Raw genomic sequence first — 22,014 nt, 5'->3', positions numbered from 1 at the left:
GGCTCGGCACCGGGTCGGCACGAGCCTGCATATCAGCACGACCGACTTTAGTCTCTGCGGGTCTCTTGTCCCTCACTGGCCTCGGCGGAGGGCTACTGCGGGCTCGGCGGGGGAAGGGCTATTCGCTCTCGGGCATGGGGCGGGTTCGGCCGCTTCCCTACGTTCGGGCGTCCAATAGCGCCGCACCGCTTCAGGGTCCTGTGACGTCTCCGAGGTGATCGTTTCCCCTTCTTCGCCCGACACACCGCCGCCGGCCTCCGGCGACTCGGCCGAGAGCAACCTCCGAACGGCCAAGGCCGCGATCCCCGTCACCACTGCCCCTGCCCCTGCCCCGCACACGCGCCGGAATGTAGGCTTCCGCACAGCCCGCCACCTCCTGAAGGTCTGACAGCGCCCGGTCACTGGACGTGATAGCCGCAGTTCGCAGCGTCACGCGTCGACCGCCGGACACTCGCCGCGGTGGGGCTCACGTTAGGGCCGCGAAATGCGCCCTGCCCAGGATGGACACCTTCAGCGGCCTGGCCGTCCGGAAGCCGCTGGACCGGGTGCCGCCTCCTCGCGCACCGCCAGCCGGCGCCTCCGCCCCGGACGCACCGAAGGCGCCGGTCCACCCACCGGCGCCTTCGGGGTACATCGGCGGGCCGTCAGGACTGTGTCGCCTGCTGCCCCTGCTTCGCCGCCTTGTCGGTGATGTCGACCGTGTCCTTCGCCGGGGGCGCGGTCACGTTCACGTCCGTACCGAAGTCGCTGAACTTGAGCGTGGTGCTGACGCTGGTCCGTGCGCCGCTGCTGCCCTGTTTGCCGCCCTGCGGCTTGACCTCGATCTTCTCCTGGCGGACCCGGCCCTGCGCGTCCAGCCAGATGTCGAGCGGCAGCCGGTCGCCGAGCTGCGCGCGGAGCTGCTTGGCCTGCTGGGTGTTGTCCTTGGCCAGCTCCGCCACGTCGACGGACACCTTGTAGTGGGTCGTGGCCGTACCGTCGACGGTCTCGGTGCCGACCTTGGTGACGTCCTTGTCGCTGATGCCCTTGGTGTAGTTGAAGGAGGACGTCGGGTCCGCGTACTGCGAGCTGCCGCCGGACTGCTGCGTCAGCTTCTTCAGATCGACCTTGAGCCACGACTTGCCCTGCGGTAGCTGCTGCCGCTGGGCGGCGGGCGGCTGCTGGTAGAGGACGCCGTCCACCGTCCGCTGATGGATCTGCTGGTTGCCGGTCAGCAGCACCATTTCACTGCTGCCGTTGCCGAGGTCCACGACCCCGGACCCGCGGACCTCCGCGTTGTTGCCGCCACTCTGGGCCCGCGTGAGGAGCGTCATCTTGGCGGTCTTGGCGGCGGTGGTCTTCTGGTGCGCGGCCCGTACCGCCTGCGGCCCGTCCGCCGCGCCGCCCTGCGAGGCCGATGCTCCGCCCTGCTTCCCGGGGTCCTTGTCCGATGCCTGGTCGTTCCCTCCGCCGCAGCCGGTGACAAAGGCCAGGGACAGCGTCCCGGTTGCCGCCACCGCTAAGAGACGCGGACGTTTGCTCACTGTTCTCATCGAGACCTCCTGGTCGCAAACCCGTACCGGGTGACGTGCCGTTGCGGGTGCCCCGTGGTGCGCCGATGAATCACGGGATCGCGGCGTCCCGCGGACCGCTGGATGCCGGTGGCGGGTGACCGGTTACGGGCTACCGGTGGCGGGTTGCCGGTGGCCGACCGTCCCCTCCTGCCGTGTACTGCCGCGTGCCGAATGAGTCGGCAGCGACGGAATAAACGTTATTTCCCGGCCCCGTACCGTTCGGAATCGAGCCAGCTCCGCATATGGCCTGAACACGGTCGAACAAGCCTTCCGTAATTGACGGCGCCACATGCCGCGGGCAGCCTTGCATTCACCGCCACAGCGACGAGATGGGGACGCGAGTGACCGCCGAAGGAAATGGCAAGAACGCCGACGAACCGTACGTCATCACCGGCCGGGGGCAGGACGCCGCCCCCAAGAACGCCTTCTCCCTGTTTGCCGACGTCAACTACAACGTGGGAGGACCCCGCACCAAAATCCTCGTCATCCCGGCCAACGGTACGGCGAACAACTTCAGCGATTACGGCTTCGACCAGAGCGACGACGGTGTGAGCAGCGTCGTCAACAACACCGACCGGGACAACATCCTCTTCACGCGGACCAACCAGGGCGGTTCGCAGTTACCCGTCCCGCCAACTCCTCGATCACCGACCTGACGCGCATTCCCCTCTCCGGGAGCCCCACCAGCACCTGGAACGACCAGGCCCAGTCCGCCCTCGCCTTCAACAAGCCGGTGCCGCTGCCGGTCTTCACCGCGCCGAAGCCCAGCGCGCAGACCCAGGAGCGCCGGCAGGCGGTCCAGGGCAACGCGGCCCCCGACGTCCAGCAGGTGCTGCTCTACGAAGGGACCACGCTGCTGGGCACCTGCCCGGTCAAGGACAGCACGTGGGAGTACACCCCGGACACCGACTGGCCGCTCGGCCAGCACGACCTCTCCGCCATCGCGGTGCGCGACGACGTCCTGTCCGGCAAGGCACCGCTGCGGTTCTACGTCATCCTCCCGACGCCCGTCGTGGACATCCGGTCGCCCAAGGAAGGCACCGAGGTGGACAGCGGCGCCACCGTCGACGGTGTCGCGTTCAACGCCGACTCGGTGACGCTCACCGAGGGCGCGAGCCCGCTCGGCACCGCCAAGGTGACCAGCAACCTGTGGAGTTTCGCCCGCGAAGGCGGCTGGTCGCCCGGGAAGCACAGCGTGACGGCGAAGGCCGTGCGCGGCGGCCAGGAATCCGCGCCGGAAACCGTGAATTTCACGGCGGCCAACAAGAATCTCACGGTGGAAAGCACCTTCAACTCCTCCTGGCAGGACTGGCAGACCCACAAGTACATCCACTCCTACGACGTCACTTTGTATGCCGGTGACACCGATGTGAAGCACTGGCACGTCGGCTTCGGCCAGCTCCCGGACGGCTCGGTACTGGCACCGGAATTCGAGGCGAGTTTCTGGGGAATGGTCATCAGTGACGGCTCCGACGGAAACGTCGTCCTCGGCTCGCCTCCGGAGGGCGTCCACATCGTCCCGGCCAAGGGCCATCTGACCCTTCGCGTCCTGGTGCTCATTCCGACGCAGGACGAGGCGTACAAGAAGCTGTACGGCCTGTTCGCCAAGTCACTGACCGAATAGCGGCACCGCCGTGTCGGCAGACGCGGCAGGCACACCAGGCACGGATATCGCGGGGCCCTGGACGTACATCCCGGGCCCCGCGGTCGCGTACTTGAAGCACCTCGCAGGACGCGCCCGCCCGGCGGGCTCATCCCCCCTCCCCCGCGCCACGCCCCTTGGAATCGGGGACGGCACTCGCGTACTGAGCGGCCTGAATCTCGTAGAGCGACCGGTAATGACCGCCGTCGAGAGCCATCAGTTGAGCATGAGTGCCCTGCTCGATGAGGCGGCCTTCGTCGAGGACGTAGATGAGGTCGGCGGTCGCGGTGGCGGCGAGCCGGTGGGTGATCAGCAGGACGGTGGTGCCGTCGTCCGTGAGGGCACGCAGGGCCTGGAACGCCTCGACCTCGGCCCGTGGGTCGAGCGCGGACGTCGGCTCGTCCACGACCAGCAGCGGGGCTTCGCGGTAGTGGGCACGGGCGGTGCCGATGCGCTGCCACTGCCCGCCGGAGAGCTGGGTGCCGCGCTCGAAGCCCTTGACGACCAGGCTGTCCCAGCCGTGCGGCAGGGAGGTGACGACATCGGTCGCGTCCGCGCTGTCGGCCGCCCGCTCGACGCGCCACTGTTCGAGCCGCTGGTCGCTGCGCCCGATGTGGATGTTGGCGCGGGCGGTCATCGGCCAGTGCGGGAAGTCCTGGGCCAGCAGGGCCACCTGGTCGAAGACGTCCGCACGGTCGGCGTCCCGGGTGTCGGTGCCGTTCCAGAGCAGGCGTCCGTCACTGGGCAGGTACAGGCCCGCCACCAGTTTGGCGAGGGTGGACTTGCCCGAACCGTTCGCCCCGACCAGCGCCACCACCGTGGCGCGGGCAATCGTCAGGTCCACCTTGTCCAGGGCGGGCGAGGTGGCGCCGGGATACGTGAACGACACGTTCTCCAGGCGGACTTCCTCCAGCGGCCCGGTCAACGGGGCGCCCCCGCCGGGAATGGCGTGCCGCTTGGCGGTGCTGCACGCGTCCTCCCAGTCCTTGAGGTACATGGCCTCCTCGTAGAGGCGGTTGAACTGCATGACCAGCGACATCAGGCCGGCGCTGGACGTCCGTACGGCGATCACGGCGGTACCGGCCACGGCCAGCGGCATACCGCCGCCAATCAGCAGCAGCCACAGCACGCCGTAGGCGCCCAGGGACGCCAGGCCCGAGGCCGCCGAGGCGACGGTCTGGGTGCGGGCCTCGGCGCGGGCCAGCCGCTGCTGCTCCCGCTCCACCGTCTTCGACATGTCCGCGTACGCGTCCACCAGCATCCGCCCCGCTCCGTGCACCCGGATCTCGGCGGCGCACGCCTGGTCGGTGAGCTTCTGGGTGATGACGGAGATGGCCCGGCGGTGCTCGATCCACGTGTGCCGGGACTCGTACTGCCTACGGGCCGAGAGCACCGCGCCCCACCCCTTGGGGGCGGCCACCAGGAACAGCATCAGCACGAGCAGCGGGTGCAGCATGAGCAGCACACCGGCCGCGGCGAGCAGACCGATCAGCGCGTTGAGGACCAGGATCGAGGATCCGAGCATCATCCGGATGGAGTCGGTGCCGAACCGGCCCGCGTCGAGCGTGCGGTGGACCTGCTGGTCCTCCAGGGCGGCGAGTTCGACGTGGATCACACCGTGGTAGAAGCGGGCCGTGCAGACGCGCTCGATCTTGGGCTCCAGTTGCCCGGACGCCGCAGTGGACACCGCCGCCAGGAGAGCCGAGAGCACCGCGACGACAGCCACGGCCACCAGGGCGGGCAGCGCCTGCCGCAGCCGCTCGGGCGTGGGCCCGGCCGCGAACAGCGCCACGAGCGCCTGATTGGTGGCCACCAGGGTGAAGGCCCGCAGGACGCCCTGGCCGGCCTCCGCGCCGAGCAGCACCGACAGCGCGGCGCGGTCCTCACGCCAGGCCGCCTTCGCGACGGCGCCCATCATGGCGGGGAACTGGCGGGCCATCGACCACAGTCCCATCCGCAGGATCGGCATCTCGTGCCGCGTGAACGACAGGTCGTAGCGCAGCGCACCGCCGAACAGCACCCGCTCGCTCTCGGAGACGGGCAGCCGGCTCCGGGGGCGGACGCCGCGGCGCCTCACCGCGTCTCCGGCCACGCGGCATACGCGGTACGGCTGCGGGGCACGCGGGCGATACGGGTGGGCGGGCAGGCCTGCCCGGGGCGGGCCTGGGCTCCGGCTGGTCCGGTCGGCACCGTCGCGGTGTCCCTCATGGCGTCTCCTCCGGCTTGTGTCGTCGTGCCTCCTGCTATGCCCCGTCCTGCCCACCCCGGCACGCCCGCCGCCCGATCCGGTCGAACCCCGCGGCCACCTCCGCCGCGCGGGCCACCACCGCCGTCACCCGCCCCCGCCGGGTCATACGATGTCCAGCCACGACCGCTCTTCATCGACGTCCAACGGGGGATCTCGTCACGTGTTCGGAATCGTCAGGCCCTGCACCCATCGCCTGTCCAACGGGCTCAAGGCCGAGTGGATGGCCCATCTGTGCGGGCTGTGCCTCGCCCTGCGCGGTGATCACGGGCAGTTCGCCCGGGTGGTCACCAATTACGATGGCTTGATCGTGTCCGTCCTGACGGACGCCCAGTCCGGCCGGGCGGCAGCACAGCGCCGTACCGCCGGGCCCTGCCCGCTGCGCGGCATGCGGACCGCCTCGGTGGCGAACGGCGAGGGCGCCCGGCTGGCCGCTTCGGTCTCGCTGGTGCTCGCCTCGGCGAAGATACGCGACCACGTCGCCGACCGGAACGGGCTGCTGCGCCGCCGCCCGGTGGCCGCCGCGGCACGCAAGGTCGCCGCCGGCTGGGACCGGGCGGGCGCCCGTACCGGCGCGACCCTCGGCTTCGACACGTCCGTCCTCGTCGACGTCGTCGACCGGCAGGTGGGCATCGAACAACTCGCGGGTCCCGGCACCCCGTTGACCGTCATCACCGAACCCACCGAGACGGCGACCGCCGCCGCCTTCGCGCACACCGCGGTCCTCGCGGGCCGCCCCGGGAACGCCGCACCGCTGGCCGAGGCCGGCCGGCTCTTCGGACGCCTGGCCCACCTCCTCGACGCCGTGGAGGACCGCGCGGCGGACGCCGCCGAGGGCGCCTGGAACCCGCTGACCGCCACCGGTGCCTCCCCCGCACAGGCCCGCCGGCTGTGCGACGACGCGCTGCACGGCATCCGCCTCGCGCTGCGCGACGTGGAGTTCACCGACTCCGCGCTGGTGCACGCGCTGCTCGTGCACGAGCTGCGGCGGTCCGTGGACCGCGCCTTCGGTACGGCGTCGTGCTCGCACCAGGGGCACGGGGCGGGCCCGTACGACGGCGGGACCGGCAATCCGTACGGGCAGCCGCAGCCTCAACCGCAGCCGTACCCCGCGCCACCTTCGTACGGCCAGGCGCCGCCCAGCGGCCCGTACGCCCACGGCCCACAGCACCTGAACGGGCCGCAGAACCCGTACGCGGGCGGAGCGGTGCCGCAGGGCGGGCAGGGTGGTTTCGGGGGAGTGGGGGCTATGGGGGTTACGGGGGCCATGGGGGCCACGGTGATTCCGGCGGGCATGGGGGCCACGGAAGCGACGGTGGACATGGCTGGCATGGCGGCTTCGGCGGCCACGGCGGCTCTGGCGGGCCTGGCATCCCCCACCCGCCGAAAAAGCCCCGCGGCCTCCTGACCGGCTGCGCGGTCGCCGTCGGACTCTGCTGCACCTGCCAGCTCTGCTGCGCCGAGGAGTACGAGGGCCCGTGGTCGCGCAAGAAGCACGAGGGCTGCTGCCGGGACTGCGACTGCTGTGACAGTTGCGAATGCTGCAACTGCTGCCCGGACTCCTGCTGTTGTGACGGCTGCTGCTGCGACTGCTGACCCGCACGGCCGCCACTCCCCAACCCGCCTTCCCCATCCGCCCCCGTTACGTCGTTACGTCGACACGCCCACGTAACGACGTAACGGGGACGGCCCGTCGTACCGATACAGATGCCGCCCCACTGATCCGGCCACTCGACCGGAAAAGCCTCGACACACCCACCTCCCGGGTCCTTTCCTTGCGCCAACGGCTCATCCACCCCGTACTGGAGGCTGCATCCGTGACGCGCGCAAGGCGACCCGACCCGGCCAGGCGGCCCGCCCCCGCCAGGCAATCGCAATCCACCCCTGACAGCCAGGCCCCCGCCAACCCCTGCTCCGACCACGACTTCCTCCGCAAGCTGGGCTACACCCCCGTACTGAAACGGCGGATGGGCCCGTTCGCGAACTTCGCCATCTCCTTCTCCGTGATCTCCGTCCTCTCCGGCTGTCTGACGCTGTACGGATTCGGCCTGGTCACCGGCGGCCCCGCGGTGATGATGTGGGGCTGGATCGTCGTCGGCATCATGGTCATGTTCGTCGGCGCCGGACTGGCCGAAGTCACCAGCGCCTACCCGACGTCCGGCGCCCTGTACTTCATGGCCGACCGGCTCGGCGGCAAGCGCTGGGGCTGGTACACCGGCTGGCTGAACCTCCTCGGCCTGCTCGGCGCGATCGCCGGCATCGACTACGGCTGCGCCCTGTTCGCGGGCGCGTTCGCCGGGCTGCAGTGGGGCTTCGAGCCCACCCCCGGCTCACTCATGGTCATCTACGTCTGCATCCTGGCGCTGCACGCGACGCTGAACCTCTTCGGCGTACGCCTGGTCAGCATCCTCAACACCGTCTCCGTGTGGTGGCACCTGGCCGGGGTCGCGCTCATCGTCGGCGTCCTGTGGCTGGTGCCCGCCCACCACCAGTCCCCCTCCTTCGTCTTCACCACCTTCGTCAACGGCACCGGCTGGAACAGCACGCTGTACGTGGCGCTGATCGGCCTGCTGCTGGCCCAGTACACCTTCAGCGGCTATGACGCGTCGGCGCACCTGAGCGAGGAGACCACCGGTGCGCAGGTGAACGCGGCCCGCGGGATCGTACGGGCCATCCGCTGGTCCTGGGTCGCGGGCTTCTTCCTGCTGGCCGGGCTGACGTTCGCCATCCAGGACTACGCCGGCGTGCAGAACACCCCGACCGGCGTGCCGCCCGCGCAGATCTTCCTCGACGCGCTCGGCGTCAGCGGGGCGAAGGCGCTGCTGCTGGTGGTGATCGTCGCGCAGTTGTTCTGCGGCAACGCGGAGGTGGCGGCCACCTCCCGCATGGTGTTCGCGTTCTCCCGCGACGGCGCGCTGCCCGGTTCCGTATGGTGGCGGCACGTCTCTCCGCGTACCGGCACACCGACCCGGGCCGTCCTGCTCTCCGTGGCCGTGGCCGCCGTCCTCGCCCTCCCCTCCCTCTACTCCTCGGCGGCGTACGCGGCCGTGACCTCCATCAACATCATCGGCATCACCCCGGCGTACGCGATCCCCATCTACCTGCGCCTCCGCCACCGCCGCACGTTCCGTCCCGGCCCGTGGAACCTGGGCCGCTGGGGTGTCCCGGTCGGCCGGGTAGCCGTCCTCTGGGTCGCCTTCGTCACCATCCTCTTCTGCCTCCCCCAGACCCACCCCGTCGCCCTGGCCACCTTCAACTACGCCCCCGTGGCCCTGTTCCTCGTCCTCACCCTGGCCACCGTCTGGTGGGCCGTCGCGGGCCGCCGTACCTACCGCCTCCCCGAGCCCGGCCCCAACCCGGATAGCGACACCCCCACGCAGCACAGTCCACACCAAGCCACCAAATAACCGGCCAACCTCCGCCCCCTGCCCCTCCCCCTGGTAGAGGGCCCCGGCGCCGGGTAGTCAGCAGGTCATGGCCAACGCTTACGACAAGACCAGCCGGATGACGGAGCCCCTGCCCCCGCTGCGGACGGTACCGCTCGACGGAAGAGGTCCGGAGGACGTGGTGGTGGACTCGGCCGGGCGGGTGCTCACCGGCCTGGAGGACGGCAGGGTACTGCGCCTGAACCCCTTCTCGAAGGGCCCCGGCAACGACCCGACCGGTACGCCGACGCCGGCCCCCGACCACACACCCGCCGGCCCACCCCGCGCCGAAGTCATCGCCCGTACCGGCGGCCGCCCGCTCGGGCTGGAACCGCTGCCGGACGGCAAAGTCCTGGTGTGCGACGCGCGCCGGGGACTGCTGCGCGTGGACCCGTCCGACGGTACGGTACGGACGCTCGCCGACACCGTCGACGGCGCCCCGCTGCGCTTCTGCAGCAACGCCGCGGCAGCCACCGACGGCACGATCTACTTCAGCGTCTCCAGCCGCCGCTACCCCCTGGAGGACTGGCTCGGCGACATCCTGGAGCACACCGGCACCGGACACCTGGTCCGGCTGCGCCCCGGCGGCGAGCCCGAAGTCGTCCTGGACGGCCTCCAGTTCGCCAACGGCGTCGCCCTGGCGCCGGACGAGTCCTACGTCACCGTGGCGGAGACCGGCGCACGCCGGCTGACCAGGCTCTGGCTGACCGGACCGCAGGCAGGGCAGCACGACATACTCGCCGCCGACCTGCCGGGCTACCCCGACAACATGTCCCGCGGCCCCGGCGGCCTGTTCTGGGTGGCCCTGGCCGGGCCACGCTCCACCGGCCTGGACCGCCTGCACCGCGCAAAACCGGCACTTCGCCACGCCGCGTGGAGCGTGGCCCGGCGCGTCCGCCCCCGCCCCGGCCCCCTCACGGGCGTCCTGGCCGTCGACACCTCCGGCCGCATCGTCCACGACCTGCGGCGCCGCAGCCCGGACTACCGCATGCTGACCAGCGTCTGCGAACACGACGGCCACCTGGTCCTGGGCAGCATCCACGAACACGCACTGGCCGTCTGCGAACTCCCCTCCGCCACTCGCGATTGAACCCAGCCCGCACGGGAACCCGGGACATCCAGGTTCCCACGTGCGGACCAGGACAACAGGGGGCCACCAGAGCCGCCCTGCCACAGCCCGCCGCCCCAGGCGTCCGGGCCGTCCGACGTGCCGTCATGACGTATGGGCACTGCCCCCGTACGCGCCTCCGTGGAACCTGCGACGACAACACACAACCCCCTGAAAGATCTCCACGAGGGAAGGCAGCCATGGAGTGGTGGGAAAAAGCAGCGTGCCTGGACGAGGACCCGGAACTCTTCTTCCCCGTAGGAGTAACGGGCCCGGCCGCCCAGCAGCAGGCCGACGCGAAGGCGGTGTGCCGGCGATGCCCGGTGGCCGGCGAATGCCTCGAATGGGCACTCCAGACAGGCCAGAACTACGGAATCTGGGGCGGCACGGACGAGGAGGAACGGCGCAGGCTGACCATACGGCGTCAACGTAAGCGCCGGGTGGCCTGAAGGGCTACGGCCCTGTCAGCTTCTCGGGGACTTCTCCGGGACTTTGCGTGCCGGCGGGGACAAGGCGGGTAGCACCGGTTCCGGTTCAGGCCCGGTGCTACCCGATTCCGGCACTGGGCGGAACACGACCTCCCGGACGGCGCCGACGCCCTTCTTCAGCGCGATCGGCCCACCTTCTTCAATGAGTACAAATACGGATGACCTAGCTCCCCGTGACCACCAAGATCAAGCCGTGCCCCTCGATGAACAATTCTCCCCGGCCCCCGTCCCTCCCCACCGGAAAGCGACAGAGAAGGCGATAAAGGGCGTGCTCCTCGTGGCCGCCGTCGTGGGCGGGATTCCGTTGCTCCTCTTCGCCTTCATCATCGCGGCCGTCGCCATGTCTGGCTGACCGTCACGCCGCCCGCCGGACGTGGCGCCCGGAATCCGTCACGAAACCGGAACCAGGCGCCCGCCCGGCCTTCTCAACCGCCCCGCGGAAAACACTCCACGAAATACACGGCGTGCTGGCTGCGCATCTCCACCCGGACCCACGATGCGTCCGTGAAGCCGATTTCGTAGGTGTCCGCGTCGATGTCCGTACGGTGCCGGATCCACGCCACCCGGGACGCGGGCGTGCTCCAGCCCGCCTCGACCGCGCCGAGTTCGCCGCGGCGGCGGCCGCGCTGCACATAGGTGACGTGCAGGTGGCGGTCGGTGAGCTGGAGTACGGGCAGCGCGTCGGTGGTCGGTACGCGCGGCCACAGGGCGGTGGCCAGTTGGCCCGCCAGGCTTCCCCAGCCGCCCTCCAGGGGCTTGCCCTTCTTACGTCGGGCGCCGAAGAGATCGGGGATCGGCTGGACGATGGCGTCGACCAGCCAGAAGACCCGTTTGGCGCCCTCCCAGCGGTCGCCCGGCAGTCGGCGGCCCGCCAGGACGCGAGGGCGGTTCCACCGGCGCGGCTTGGGCAGCCGGTGCCCGGGGAAGGCCACTTCGTTCTGTACGAGCCGCTCGTCACCCGGCAGCGCTTCGCCGGCCCGCTCCCTGGCTTCCTTGTACGGCACCCTGCCCAGCGCGACGCGCAGACTCATCCGAACACCTCGCGTACAGGCTTGGCCGCGCGCGGAGCCGCCTCGGCCAGCCGCTCGTCGAAGCTCTTGGGGTCGGGGCGGTCGGCGTACTGCTTCTGCTGCTCCGTGAGCGGCGGCGGCTTGCCCGCGTCCTGGTGCTCCACGTCCCACCGGTGGTCGCCGACGTGGACCCCCTTGAGGCCGGTCGCGTCATGGAGCGCGGCCTCGCCCTTGTCGGCCCACTGGCCGACCTTCTCGCCGACATCCACGCCGGTGTGGTGCTCGATGACGCTGTTGGCGAGCGGCGCCGCGCCGATGACGGCCCCGGCGGCCTTGGCTCCCGCGGCCCGCTTGACGACCTGCTTGACCCCCCTGCCGATCTTCTTGCGGGCGTTCTTGTTGCGCCACAGCGCCTTGGCCTTGATACGTGCCCTCCGCAACTTCTGCAGGGCGCGCATCCGGTCGGCGAGATCCTTGAGCTTGTCCGCGAGCTTGGCGGTGATCCGTACGGCCTTCAGAGCCCGGTGCGTGGCCCCCGCGGCCCCGATCAGCGGGCCGATGGCCGCGCCGACGCCGGCCGTGAGGATCGCGACGATCGCCGCCGTCGCGGCGGCCACCAGCAGCGCCTCGACGATCTCGGTGATCAGCTCGATCATCGTCTCCTCGGCCTCGGTGCAGGCCTCCGCCGCCGTCTCCAGGAGTTCGGCGACCGTGATCATGTCCTCGGCCTCGCCCTTCAGGGCCTGCTCGAACTCGGTCATGGTCGTGCCGAAGGCGGTGGACGCCTCCCCCGTCCAGGACGCCTGCAGCGTTCGGCGCTCGGCCTGGAGGTCGTCGACGACGCCCTGCATCTCGGAGGCGGCGGTCCGCCACTCGCGGGCGGTGGCGATCAGCTTCTCGTTGTCGCCGCTGACCTTCTCCAGGTACTCGTCGAGTCCGAGGCTCTTGACCGCGCCGCGGATCGTGGAGTCGAGCGCGCCCGCCAGCGGGTTGCTCCAGTCGACGTCGAACCCGATACGTTCCAGTGCCTGGCTCACGCCTGGCCTCCGCCCATGAGCCGGACCTGGTCGTCCTCGTTGGTGTCGTAGCCGTCGGCCGCCAGCCGCATGCCGTCGGCGATGGCCCCCAGGGACTCCTTGACGTCATGGAGATCGCTGACGGCTTCCTCGGACTGCTTGTCGTAGTCCGCCTTGAGGCCGTCGGACTCGGAGAGCATCCCGAACACCCCGCCGGACAGTTCCAGCCCACGGACCCGGTTACGAATCTTCTCGACCCGTCCCGCGGACTCGTCCACCGCGCTCGCATACCGGCGCAGAGCAGCGCTCTCGACGTCGTAGCCGTTACCCATTAGGCCCTCCCGTGACCCCGTTGTCCGTATAGGGGCGCACTGCGATCACTTGACGCCCCATATACGAATTACTGCCATCTCCATTCCGAGTCTTTACGGAAATGGGGTGGCTGATTGTGCGAGATCACTGTAGCCACAGTCGGCGATCGAGGTCGCATGGGTATGTCTGCACCGGGCATGCCGACTGCGAGTACGCCAACAGGGGTTGCCGGCATCCGGGGCGCGACCATCACCACCGTCAACCGGCAGGCCGTACCGAAGAGCGGAGCGAAACGTGCATCGCGTACGGGTCATCGGCGGCGGGATCGCGGCACGGCAACCGCCCTGGCGCAGCCCGGCCCTTCGGACACAGTCACCGTTCCCGGCACTCCGCCGCGTTCGACGCGGCTTCTCGACGCCCGAGGAGGCGAGGTGGCGCACGCACGGACGGGAGAGGCCAAGGACGCGATCCGTGGGCCAGGAAGGTCTATCCTGCTCCACCGACCACAAGTCCAAGCCGCGAAACACCTCACCTTCGAATCAACGGCTTCTCCATCGAGGAAGAGCAGCGACTCAATGACCGAGAAAAGGACGTTTTCGCAGCGTTTGCCGGGATCTCCAGAAGTAAGGAAAAACCACCACCGCGCCTGACAAATCCGCTGGTCGAGGCCTGTGGTCCCCGCGCGTGCGGGGGTGGTCCCGCGAGTTGGGCATCGGCGACTGACCTGGATTGGTGGTCCCCGCGCGTGCGGGGGTGGTCCCCCGGAGGGGAACTGGGAGGGGTCGCCGGCGCCGTGGTCCCCGCGCGTGCGGGGATGGTCCCATCCCGCGGCGTCGATCAGGTCGCCCGAATCCGTGGTCCCCGCGCGTGCGGGGGTGGTCCCACGTCGGCGACGCCGTTGATGGCCGCCGCCAGGTGGTCCCCGCGCGTGCGGGGGTGGTCCCGTGGCCGACCGGTGGTCCGTGCCCGTAGTGATGTGGTCCCCGCGCGTGCGGAGGGGGAGGCCCCACGCCCCTTGCCTGCCCGGTAGTGGCGCCACCGTCGCCAAACCGGTGCCGTGACGCAGACGGGCGGCCCCCACACACAACGGCCGCCCGCCCCCCTAGAGCTCCCGCCGAAACGTCACCCGATCCAACGCGGGACCGTCGTAATCCGTGATCGGATCCGACGGGATGAAGCCCAAGGCGCGGTGGAAGGCGATGGAGCGGGTGTTTTGCGGGGACGTGATGGCCTTGACCACGGTTCGGTGGTGGGCGCGGGCCATGGCGAAGAAGCGTTCGTACAGGAAGCTGCCCAGGCCGGTGCGGCGCCAAGTGGGGGCTACTCCCGTGAAGTGGATGTACGCCTCTTGCGGGTTGGACGGGGAGAGGAAGCCGATGACGAAGCCTGCCAGTTCGCCGTCGCGTTCGGCGATCAGGCTGGTTTCGTAAAAGTGGTTCACGAAGACTCGCGTCAGGTCGCGGGAGGCGGCGCGGCCCCACCAGTCGTCGACCACACCCACGATGGCGTCGAAGTCCTGCGGCGTCGCCGCGCGCGTCGTGAAGGGGGCCAGGGTGCGCATCTCCGGCGCGCCGAGTTTGCGGCGGAAGGCCACTCGGTCCTGGCCCGGACCGTCGTAGTCGCTGTGGACCGGGATGCCGTCCGCCTCCCGGTCGCCTGCTTCCGGCTCGAAGCCCATGGCTTGGTGGAAGGCGATGGAGCCGGTGTTCTGCGGCGAGGTGATGGCGCGCACCTCGGTGCGGCCGGCTGCTGCCGCGCGTTCGAAGAAGGTGGTGTAGAGGCGGCGGGCCACGCCCTGCTTGCGCAACTCGGGGTCCACTCCAACGAAGTGGATGTACGCCTCGTCCGCACGGTCGGCGGAGTAGAAGCCGACGAGGAACGCCCGGATTCCCTGCTCGTCCTCCAGCACCAGGCTGGTGTCCGCGAAGTGCTGGAGGAACAACCGGGGCAGCAGCAGGGAGAGTTCCCTTGACTGTTCCGGGGTGCGTGAGTCGCCCCACCAGCGCTGGACGCACTCCACGAGTGTGGTGTGGTCGGTCGTACGGGCCCGGCGTACGTCTTGCATGTCCTGCCTTTCGGGGGGGGACGGAGATGGGTGGGTGAGTGAGTTGAGGGTACTGCGGGGGAGGGGGTGTTGGTGGTTTGGGTTCGGTCACCAACGGGAGTCAGCGGGGGGCCCACCGGGCCGGTTGAAGGCGCCGCTCCGTACGAGAGTTGGGGACTGCTGGAGGTACCCCTGTCGATGACTGTCTCCCGCCCGCGCCGCCTTCAAGAAGAAGTACGCAACCAGTCGTCGAACCGGATGGTGGCCAGCCGGGCGCTGCCCTCGTCCGGTACGAGGCTGCGCTCTGTCAGCTCGGAGCCGAAGTAGCGGGCATGCGCGTCGGGGACGACCGTGCGGGGGTCGTGCCAGGCGTGCAGGGCTCGGGTGATGAGTTCGTCGAAGCGGAAGACTTCGGGGCCGGCCACTTCGGTGGTGGCCTTCTGCGGGGATTCCACGGCGGCCTTGGTCACCGCTTCGGCTACGTCCTCGGCAGCCATGGGCTGGAAGAGCACGGGTGGTACGCGTACGGTCTCACCGTCCGTGGCAGTGTCGGCGATGCCTTTGACGAACTCGAAGAACTGGGTCGCCCGGAGGATCGAGTAGGGAACCGGCCCCTGTTTGATCAGCCGCTCCTGGGCCGCCTTCGCCCGGAAGTAGCCATTGTCGGGCAGGCCGTCGATGCCGACGATCGACAGCGCCAGATGGTGCGTGACGCCCGCCTTCGCCTCGGCGGCCAGCAGGTTGCGGGTGGAGGTGGTGAAGAATTCCAGGACCGCCGACTCCTCGAAGGTGGGCGAGTTGGCCACGTCCACGACCACCTGGGCTCCGGCCAGCACGGTGTCGAGGCCCTCGCCGGTGAGGGTGTTGACGCCCGTACTGGGCGCGGCGGGCACGGCCTCGTGACCGCGCTCGGTGAGTTTGCCGACCACTTTGCCCCCGATGAGGCCGGTGCCTCCGATGACCACGATCTTCACTTCGTGAACTCCTCGCGCTGTGGGCGCCCGCTGGGGCGGAGAGGCGTCAGGACTGCCGGGGTGCGCGCAGGTGGGCGCGCTGTTTGAGTTCTTCGTCGTCGACCAGGACCAACATCGGCTGCCCCGGCTCGCAGAGCATGGTGACGACGAAGCGCAGGCGCGTGTCGGTGCGGGCGTTGCCGTCCTGGTAGTGGATGACGTCGCCGCCGGGCTCCCAGAACGCTTCCCCGGCGCGGACGATCCGCTCCGGCTCGCCTTCCAACTCGAAGCGCATCTCGCCCTCCACCACGTAGCCGAAGGCCGGACCGGGGTGGCGGTGCGGCGGGGCGCCCTGGTCGCCGGGCGGATACTCGATCTGGACGGTCGACACGTGCGCGCTCTCCGGGATCGCGGGCGGGGCGACCTCTTGCAGCACGGTGAGCGCGGTCTTCCATGCCTCCGAGTGCGGGTGCTGGTGCTCGTGGGTGCCGGGCATGCCGGGTCCTCCTTCTTCGGCTCCGGAGCCAGGGCCGGTTGGGACGGCAGTGCCGCCCCGGCGTGCGATGCCGGTGTCCGTACCCGTGCTTCCTGCTTCCGACGTACAGCACCAGAGCTCGGCGGACGGCCCGCCGATGCACGGCCCAACCGAGAGATGTTCCATTGTTCAGACCCCCGGCATGCCCGGTGAGCACCGATCCAGACACATCCGGGGCACCGTACGCATCCGGGAGGCGTACGCATCCAGGGCACCGTACGGAACCTCAACCTCGGCCCCGCCGCACCCGCCCGTTCCCACCCCTGCCCACCCCTCCCCCGTGTCTCACCTCACATACCACCATGTGAACAGGGGTGTCGGCACCAGGCGCAGCCGATCTACGCTGTCCGGTGCAACTGGTTCGCCCTGCCCGCCAGGCAGGCGCGTCGTAAGAGGGAACCCGGTGGGAATCCGGGACTGCCCCGCAGCGGTGAGCGGGAACGACCGCCGTCATACGCACTGGATCCGGGCCGCGGATCCGGGAAGCGACGGCCAGTAGGTGCCCGCCGGACGACGTGACGTTCCGGCAGGCGTGCCCGCGAGTCCGAAGACCTGCCCGTTGCCCGCGCGCGTCCGTACGTGCGCGGACCTTCCGGTGACCTTCGAGGGCGGGTCGGCGTGTCATGGCAGGCGGGCACGGGTGTCGTCGGACGCTCCGTGGCTCGCCCGGCGCGTCATTCCTTCGCGTTCTCGTCCGGTCACCGGGCTCGGAGAAGATCACGCTCGCGAAGGAGAGTTCCGTGACAGCGAAGCCCGCAGCCGCGGCAGCACGGGCCACCGTGTACGGCTACCCCCGCCAGGGACAGCACCGGGAACTGAAGAAGGCCGTCGAGGGGTACTGGAAGGGCCGCGTCACCGCGGACGCCCTCCGGGAGACCGCGCGCGACCTGCGCCGCTCCAACTGGCAGCAGTTGGCCGACGCCGGCATCCACGAGGTGCCGACCGGTGACTTCTCGTACTACGACCATGTGCTGGACACCAGCGTCATGGTCGGAGCCGTCCCGGAACGGCACCGCGCCGCCGTCGACGCCGACGCCCTGGACGGCTACTTCGCCATGGCGCGCGGCACGCAGGACGTGGCGCCGCTGGAGATGACCAAGTGGTTCGACACGAACTACCACTACCTGGTTCCCGAGTTGGGTCCCGACACGGTCTTCGCCACCGACTCCGCCAAACAGGTAGGCGAGGTGCGGGAGGCGCTCGCGCTCGGCCACACGCCGCGCCCGGTCCTCGTCGGCCCGGTCACCTACCTCCTGCTGGCCAAGCCGGCCCCCGGTGTCGCCGCCGACTTCGACCCGCTGACCCTGCTCGACCGGCTCCTGCCCGTCTACGCGGAAGTGCTGGCGGACCTGCGTGCGGCCGGCGCCGAGTGGGCACAGCTCGACGAGCCCGCCCTGGTGCAGGACCACACCCCGGCCGACCTCAACGCCACCGAGCGCGCCTACCGCGTCCTCGGCGCGCTCACCGACCGTCCGAAGCTGCTGGTCGCCTCGTACTTCGACCAGCTCGGCGAAGCGCTGCCGGTGCTCGCCAAGGCGCCTGTCGACGGTCTCGCACTGGACTTCACCGAGGCCGCGGCGGGCAACCTGGACGCGCTCGCCGCCGTCGGCGGGCTGCCCGGCAAGCGGCTGGTCGCCGGTGTCGTCAACGGCCGCAACATCTGGATCAACGACTACGAGAAGTCGCTGGCCACGCTCGGTACGCTGTTGGGCCTGGCCGGCCGGGTCGACGTGGCCGCCTCCTGCTCCCTGCTGCACGTACCGCTGGACGCCACCGCCGAGCGGGACATCGACCCGCAGGTCCTGCGCTGGCTGGCGTTCGCCCGGCAGAAGACCGCCGAGATCGCCACGCTCGCCCGCGGCCTCGCGCACGGCACCCACGCGATCGCCGCCGAACTGGCCGCCAACCGCGCGGACCTGGCGTCCCGCGCCGGTTCCGCGATCACCCACGACCCCGCCGTACGGGCCCGTACCGCCGCCGTCACCGACGCCGACGGCCGCCGCTCCGCGCCGTACGGGGAACGGACCGCCGCCCAGCGGGCCCACCTCGGCCTGCCGCTGCTCCCGACGACCACCATCGGTTCCTTCCCGCAGACCGCCGAACTGCGCACCGCGCGCGCCGACCTGCGGGCGGGGCGCCTCGACACCGCCGGGTACGAGGAGCGCATCGCGAACGAGATCCGTGAGGTGCTCGCCTTCCAGGAGGAGGCGGGCATCGACGTCCTCGTGCACGGCGAGCCCGAACGCAACGACATGGTCCAGTACTTCGCCGAGCAACTGACGGGGTACCTCGCCACGCAGCACGGCTGGGTCCAGTCGTACGGCACGCGGTACGTCCGTCCGCCGGTCCTCGCGGGCGACATCTCGCGGCCCGAGCCGATGACGGTGCGGTGGACGCGGTACGCGCAGTCGCTCACCGACCGTCCGGTCAAGGGCATGCTGACCGGCCCGGTCACCATGCTCGCCTGGTCGTTCGTCCGGGACGACCAGCCGCTCGGCGACACCGCCCGGCAGGTGGCGCTGGCCCTGCGCGACGAGGTGGGCGACCTGGAGGCGGCCGGCACCTCGGTCATCCAGGTCGACGAACCGGCGCTGCGCGAGACGCTGCCGCTGCGCGCCGCCGGCCGTCCCGCGTACCTCGCCTGGGCCACCGAGGCGTTCCGGCTCACCACCAGTGGTGTGCGGGACCGGACACAGATCCATACCCACATGTGCTACGCCGAATTCGGTGACATCGTGCAGGCCATCGACGATCTCGACGCCGACGTGATCAGCCTGGAGGCCGCGCGCTCGCACATGCAGGTGGCCCGTGAACTGGCCGAACACGGTTATCCGCGGGAGGCCGGGCCGGGCGTGTACGACATCCACTCGCCCCGCGTGCCGAGCGCCGAGGAGGCGGCGAGCCTGCTGCGCAAGGGCCTCGGCGCCATCCCGGCCGAGCGGCTGTGGGTCAACCCCGACTGCGGTCTGAAGACCCGGGGCTGGCCCGAGACGCGGGCTTCGCTGAAGAACCTGGTCACGGCGGCGCGGACGGTGCGCGGGGAGTTGCCGGTGTCGTGATCCGGTGAACCCGGTGACGGCCGGGAGGTGCGTCCGCGCGCCTTCCCGGCCGTTTTTCCCGCCGATTTCCGGGGGCTTCCAAGGCGCGCACGACTCCGGCCGACAGCGCCTGACCGCCGAGGACCGTAAACTGCTCCTCTTCACGCGACTTGCCGAGGAACAGCAATTGACCCCGTATTCCCTGGCGTTCTACATGGACGTCGTCACCACCGGCACCGTGCTCGGCCTGCGGTACACGGATTCTCCCGAACGCGTCGCCGAGGTGCTCGGGCCGGACTTCGGCGAGAACAGATTCGGTGAGCAGAGCCTGGGATATTCCTATGCCCTGCCCGAATTCTTCTGGGATCGCGATTCCGTCGGCTCCCCCTGGGCGGGACACCACTTCACCTTGCAAGTGCACAGGCTGGCCCACCGCAAGCACAAGGTCGTCGACGAGGCGATACGGGCCCGGTACGGGCGCTTTGCTCCCAGGCTGCGGTTCGAGAAGCTGCGGCGTCTGCTGGAGCGGCGCGGTGTTCCGCTGCTGGAGATTCCGGAGGATCCGGCGAACGCGCCGTACTACCGGACGTTCTGGCAGCCGGATTCCCAGGTCGCCGTCTCCGTCATCGGCTGCCACGGCGAATACAGCACGCCGGACAACCTGCGGGTCGGCGATGTCTACACCATCCAGGCACCGCTGACCGCCGACGCGGTGGCGTGGCGGAGGGAGCGGGCCGCGTAGACGGCTTGCTTGGCAGTCTTCGCAAGGGCTGGCGGGAAGATTGGCAGAAGTTGGCATCCGTCCACGCTTGATGGCATTCAGTGCCACTGCCAGAGTCTCCGTACGTGACGTTCGCACCCTTCACACGAACACGAACGACACCCCGCACGCTGATCCGGGAGACGCCCATGCCCACCACCGAACCGGCCCGCCCCGCCCAGGTGCTCGGCATACCGGGCCCCGGCCGCCGAAGCCCGTGCGCTCCTCGAACGTACGACGCTGACGCGCGAACCGCCGGCGTCCTTCACCGCCGACGCGTATGCGGAGCACCTGGTACGGGGCGCACAGACGCCGGGGTGAGGGCCCCGGTCGCCCGTGGGCGGGCGCGGAGCAGAACTGAGGCTGCTCCGCACCCGCCCGCGGCACACATACTTCGCCGGAAGAGGGTCAGCTCTGCCCCGTACTCTCCAGGACGATCTGGAGCTCGACCTCCTGGTCGCCCGACACCGTGCCTTCCGTACGGACGGAGAACGCGCGCGTCAGCACGTCCCGCAGCCGGTCCACCGCCAAGTGGCTGCCCTGGAGGTCGGCGGTGACGGCGGCGGACAGGTCCGCGTTCGGCCGGACGTCGCCGCGGACTTCCGAGGTCTCGAAGGTCTCGGTCCAGACGACCGGGTGACCGGGCCGGTGCGGCTGGTCGTGCGCGGTGTCGCCGTCGGCGCGGTCGGAGTCGAAGCAACTGCGCAGCGTGCTGAACACGGCCTCGGCGTCGGCCGAGGACTGAGCACTGAGCACGACCTGGGCCGGCTCGTCGGTGTGGGGTGTGCGGGTCATGTGGGCTGTGTCCTCTCCGCGCTGTGCGTCGGTGTGGTGCGGCGGGCTTCCTTGGCCGCCCGTTGGGGTACGACGGTGTACTTCGGGTCCTCGGCGGAGGCGATACCGGCCGCGAAGACCCCGAAGCGGGTGCACGCGGAACCGGCGAGCAGGGCCAGCCCGCCCGCGGCGGCCAGCGTGCGGGACCGGCCTCCGAAGGCGGCGCCGACGGCGGCTCCGGCCGCGGTGAGGGTCCGCGCCGTGCGGAGCAGTGTGCCGGCCCGCCCCTGGTGCCAGGTCTCCGCGACCATGCCGAGACGCCGCTCGACGGCCTTGGTGACCGCTTCGTCGGCGACCGCGGCCAGTACCGCGGCGCACCGGGCGGGCCCTGTCTCCCGTACGGGACCGACGACGAGGGCCATCCCGGAGGCGGCGGCCGTCGCCGATGCCGCGAACAGGTACGGGAGTTCGCGGTGCGCGCCGTGCCACGCGGGGACGGCGGTGTCCGCCGCGAGGACCGCGGTGTAGGTGGCGACGGCCGGTCCGAGGAGCGCCGCGGTACCGGTCGCCAGGGCGCCCGCCCGGGGCAGCTTCCCGGTGACCGCCGAGGCGGCCGCGGCGCCCGCGGCGGGCCCGTACGCGGCCAGCAGCCAGGAGCCGACGCTCATCGGAGAGGTCGGCTTGACCACCCGGAGCATGTTCGCGAACCGGCCGGGCCTGCCGAGGTCGTTGACGAGTGCGGCGGTGGACAGGGAGACCCCCACCAGGGAGGAGACCTTCATCGCGGTGGCGGTGGTGGTACGGCCGGTCGCGTGGGCTCCGGCGGCCAGTACCGATCCGGCGCCGGCCAGACCGCCGAGGAAGAAGTACCCGGCGATGTCCCGGGCGCGCCAGGCCGGAGCCTTGATGACCGGCCGGCCGTAGTACGACTGGAAGTCGGCCGGAGGCGCCATGAGCTGCTCACCGCGCCCGCCACGACCACGCTTGCCGCCCTTGCGCCGCCCTCTCCCGTCGGCGCCCGGCCCGCCACGCAGCATCTCCGGCGCGGCGGCACGGCCCGGCAGCCCGCCCTCGGAGCCCTCGCGCGTGACATCGGAGCCGTTCATCGCTT

General features: G+C 70.6%; 19 protein-coding genes, 1 CRISPR repeat array and 1 riboswitch. Of the genes, 9 read left to right on the top strand and 10 right to left on the bottom strand.

Annotation, left to right across the window (positions count from 1 at the left end; translation table 11 throughout):
* Positions 1 to 644: 644 nt before the first annotated feature.
* On the bottom strand, positions 645 to 1,532 hold the full coding sequence (locus EJG53_RS37570) for an SCO4651 family lipoprotein (protein ID WP_125048619.1): 888 nt from the start codon (positions 1,530 to 1,532) through the stop codon (positions 645 to 647).
* Between the two features lie 350 nt (positions 1,533 to 1,882).
* On the opposite strand from EJG53_RS37570, the gene EJG53_RS37565 reads away from it, so the two are divergent.
* Both EJG53_RS37565 and EJG53_RS37560 read left to right on the top strand, forming a co-directional pair.
* Positions 1,883 to 2,209 (top strand): hypothetical protein, encoded by a 327-nt coding sequence (locus tag EJG53_RS37565; protein ID WP_125048618.1) that lies wholly within the window; start codon positions 1,883 to 1,885, stop codon positions 2,207 to 2,209.
* 77 nt (positions 2,210 to 2,286) lie between these two features.
* Positions 2,287 to 3,177, top strand: coding sequence for a hypothetical protein (locus tag EJG53_RS37560; protein ID WP_125048617.1), 891 nt, complete (start codon positions 2,287 to 2,289; stop codon positions 3,175 to 3,177).
* A 127-nt stretch (positions 3,178 to 3,304) separates the two neighbouring features.
* On the opposite strand, the gene EJG53_RS37555 is transcribed toward EJG53_RS37560, so the two are convergent.
* A complete protein-coding gene (locus tag EJG53_RS37555) occupies positions 3,305 to 5,272 on the bottom strand; it encodes an ABC transporter ATP-binding protein (protein ID WP_125048616.1) in 1,968 nt (655 codons plus the stop codon).
* 331 nt (positions 5,273 to 5,603) lie between these two features.
* On the opposite strand from EJG53_RS37555, the gene EJG53_RS41340 reads away from it, so the two are divergent.
* From EJG53_RS41340 to EJG53_RS40835, 5 genes are all read left to right on the top strand, one after another.
* A complete protein-coding gene (locus EJG53_RS41340; RefSeq protein ID WP_244955503.1) occupies positions 5,604 to 6,848 on the top strand; it encodes a DUF5685 family protein in 1,245 nt (414 codons plus the stop codon).
* A gap of 529 nt (positions 6,849 to 7,377) precedes the next feature.
* Positions 7,378 to 8,847 (top strand): amino acid permease, encoded by a 1,470-nt coding sequence (locus EJG53_RS37545; protein WP_244955726.1) that lies wholly within the window; start codon positions 7,378 to 7,380, stop codon positions 8,845 to 8,847.
* Positions 8,848 to 8,914: 67 nt separating this feature from the next.
* Complete coding sequence (locus tag EJG53_RS37540; protein ID WP_244955502.1) at positions 8,915 to 9,955, top strand: SMP-30/gluconolactonase/LRE family protein; 1,041 nt, start codon at positions 8,915 to 8,917, stop codon at positions 9,953 to 9,955.
* Between the two features lie 218 nt (positions 9,956 to 10,173).
* A complete protein-coding gene (locus EJG53_RS37535; RefSeq protein WP_125048615.1) occupies positions 10,174 to 10,422 on the top strand; it encodes a WhiB family transcriptional regulator in 249 nt (82 codons plus the stop codon).
* Positions 10,423 to 10,654: 232 nt separating this feature from the next.
* Entirely contained in the window at positions 10,655 to 10,813 is a 159-nt protein-coding gene (locus tag EJG53_RS40835) for a hypothetical protein (protein WP_154806429.1), read from the top strand.
* A 73-nt stretch (positions 10,814 to 10,886) separates the two neighbouring features.
* Here the strand turns inward: EJG53_RS40835 and EJG53_RS37530 are convergent, their stop codons facing one another.
* From EJG53_RS37530 to EJG53_RS37505, 6 genes are all read right to left on the bottom strand, one after another.
* Complete coding sequence (locus EJG53_RS37530; protein WP_125048614.1) at positions 10,887 to 11,492, bottom strand: hypothetical protein; 606 nt, start codon at positions 11,490 to 11,492, stop codon at positions 10,887 to 10,889.
* Positions 11,489 to 12,508, bottom strand: a complete 1,020-nt coding sequence (locus EJG53_RS37525) for a WXG100 family type VII secretion target (RefSeq protein WP_125048613.1) — start codon at positions 12,506 to 12,508, stop codon at positions 11,489 to 11,491. Before EJG53_RS37525 ends, EJG53_RS37530 begins: the two co-directional genes overlap by 4 nt.
* The gene (locus EJG53_RS37520; protein ID WP_125048612.1) at positions 12,505 to 12,819 is read right to left on the bottom strand and encodes a hypothetical protein; all 315 of its coding nucleotides are present in this window, start codon (positions 12,817 to 12,819) and stop codon (positions 12,505 to 12,507) included. Before EJG53_RS37520 ends, EJG53_RS37525 begins: the two co-directional genes overlap by 4 nt.
* Before the next feature lie 651 nt (positions 12,820 to 13,470).
* Positions 13,471 to 13,804: a CRISPR direct-repeat array (repeat unit 29 nt; unit sequence GTGGTCCCCGCGCGTGCGGGGGTGGTCCC).
* Positions 13,805 to 13,901: 97 nt separating this feature from the next.
* Positions 13,902 to 14,864 carry a GNAT family N-acetyltransferase gene (locus tag EJG53_RS37515; RefSeq protein ID WP_125048611.1) on the bottom strand — a complete coding sequence of 321 codons (963 nt, stop codon included), beginning with the start codon at positions 14,862 to 14,864 and terminating at the stop codon, positions 13,902 to 13,904.
* 203 nt (positions 14,865 to 15,067) lie between these two features.
* The gene (locus tag EJG53_RS37510) at positions 15,068 to 15,817 is read right to left on the bottom strand and encodes an SDR family oxidoreductase (RefSeq protein ID WP_125048610.1); all 750 of its coding nucleotides are present in this window, start codon (positions 15,815 to 15,817) and stop codon (positions 15,068 to 15,070) included.
* Between the two features lie 46 nt (positions 15,818 to 15,863).
* Positions 15,864 to 16,292, bottom strand: coding sequence for a cupin domain-containing protein (locus tag EJG53_RS37505; protein WP_125048609.1), 429 nt, complete (start codon positions 16,290 to 16,292; stop codon positions 15,864 to 15,866).
* A 379-nt stretch (positions 16,293 to 16,671) separates the two neighbouring features.
* A riboswitch (cobalamin riboswitch) is annotated at positions 16,672 to 16,905 on the top strand.
* Positions 16,906 to 17,071: 166 nt separating this feature from the next.
* Here EJG53_RS37505 and metE point away from each other — a divergent pair.
* Complete coding sequence (gene metE, locus EJG53_RS37500; protein WP_125048608.1) at positions 17,072 to 19,390, top strand: 5-methyltetrahydropteroyltriglutamate--homocysteine S-methyltransferase; 2,319 nt, start codon at positions 17,072 to 17,074, stop codon at positions 19,388 to 19,390.
* A gap of 166 nt (positions 19,391 to 19,556) precedes the next feature.
* Positions 19,557 to 20,111 (top strand): hypothetical protein, encoded by a 555-nt coding sequence (locus EJG53_RS37495; RefSeq protein WP_125048607.1) that lies wholly within the window; start codon positions 19,557 to 19,559, stop codon positions 20,109 to 20,111.
* Between the two features lie 426 nt (positions 20,112 to 20,537).
* On the opposite strand, the gene EJG53_RS37490 is transcribed toward EJG53_RS37495, so the two are convergent.
* Positions 20,538 to 20,924 (bottom strand): hypothetical protein, encoded by a 387-nt coding sequence (locus EJG53_RS37490; RefSeq protein WP_125048606.1) that lies wholly within the window; start codon positions 20,922 to 20,924, stop codon positions 20,538 to 20,540.
* The gene (gene nrfD, locus EJG53_RS37485) at positions 20,921 to 22,009 is read right to left on the bottom strand and encodes an NrfD/PsrC family molybdoenzyme membrane anchor subunit (protein ID WP_125049844.1); all 1,089 of its coding nucleotides are present in this window, start codon (positions 22,007 to 22,009) and stop codon (positions 20,921 to 20,923) included. Before nrfD ends, EJG53_RS37490 begins: the two co-directional genes overlap by 4 nt.
* Positions 22,010 to 22,014: the final 5 nt, after the last annotated feature.

This window comes from Streptomyces chrestomyceticus JCM 4735, from assembly GCF_003865135.1.
Taxonomy (GTDB): domain Bacteria; phylum Actinomycetota; class Actinomycetes; order Streptomycetales; family Streptomycetaceae; genus Streptomyces; species Streptomyces chrestomyceticus.
Note: the sequence above shows the minus strand (reverse complement) of the source record. Positions and strands in the feature narration are given on the sequence as shown.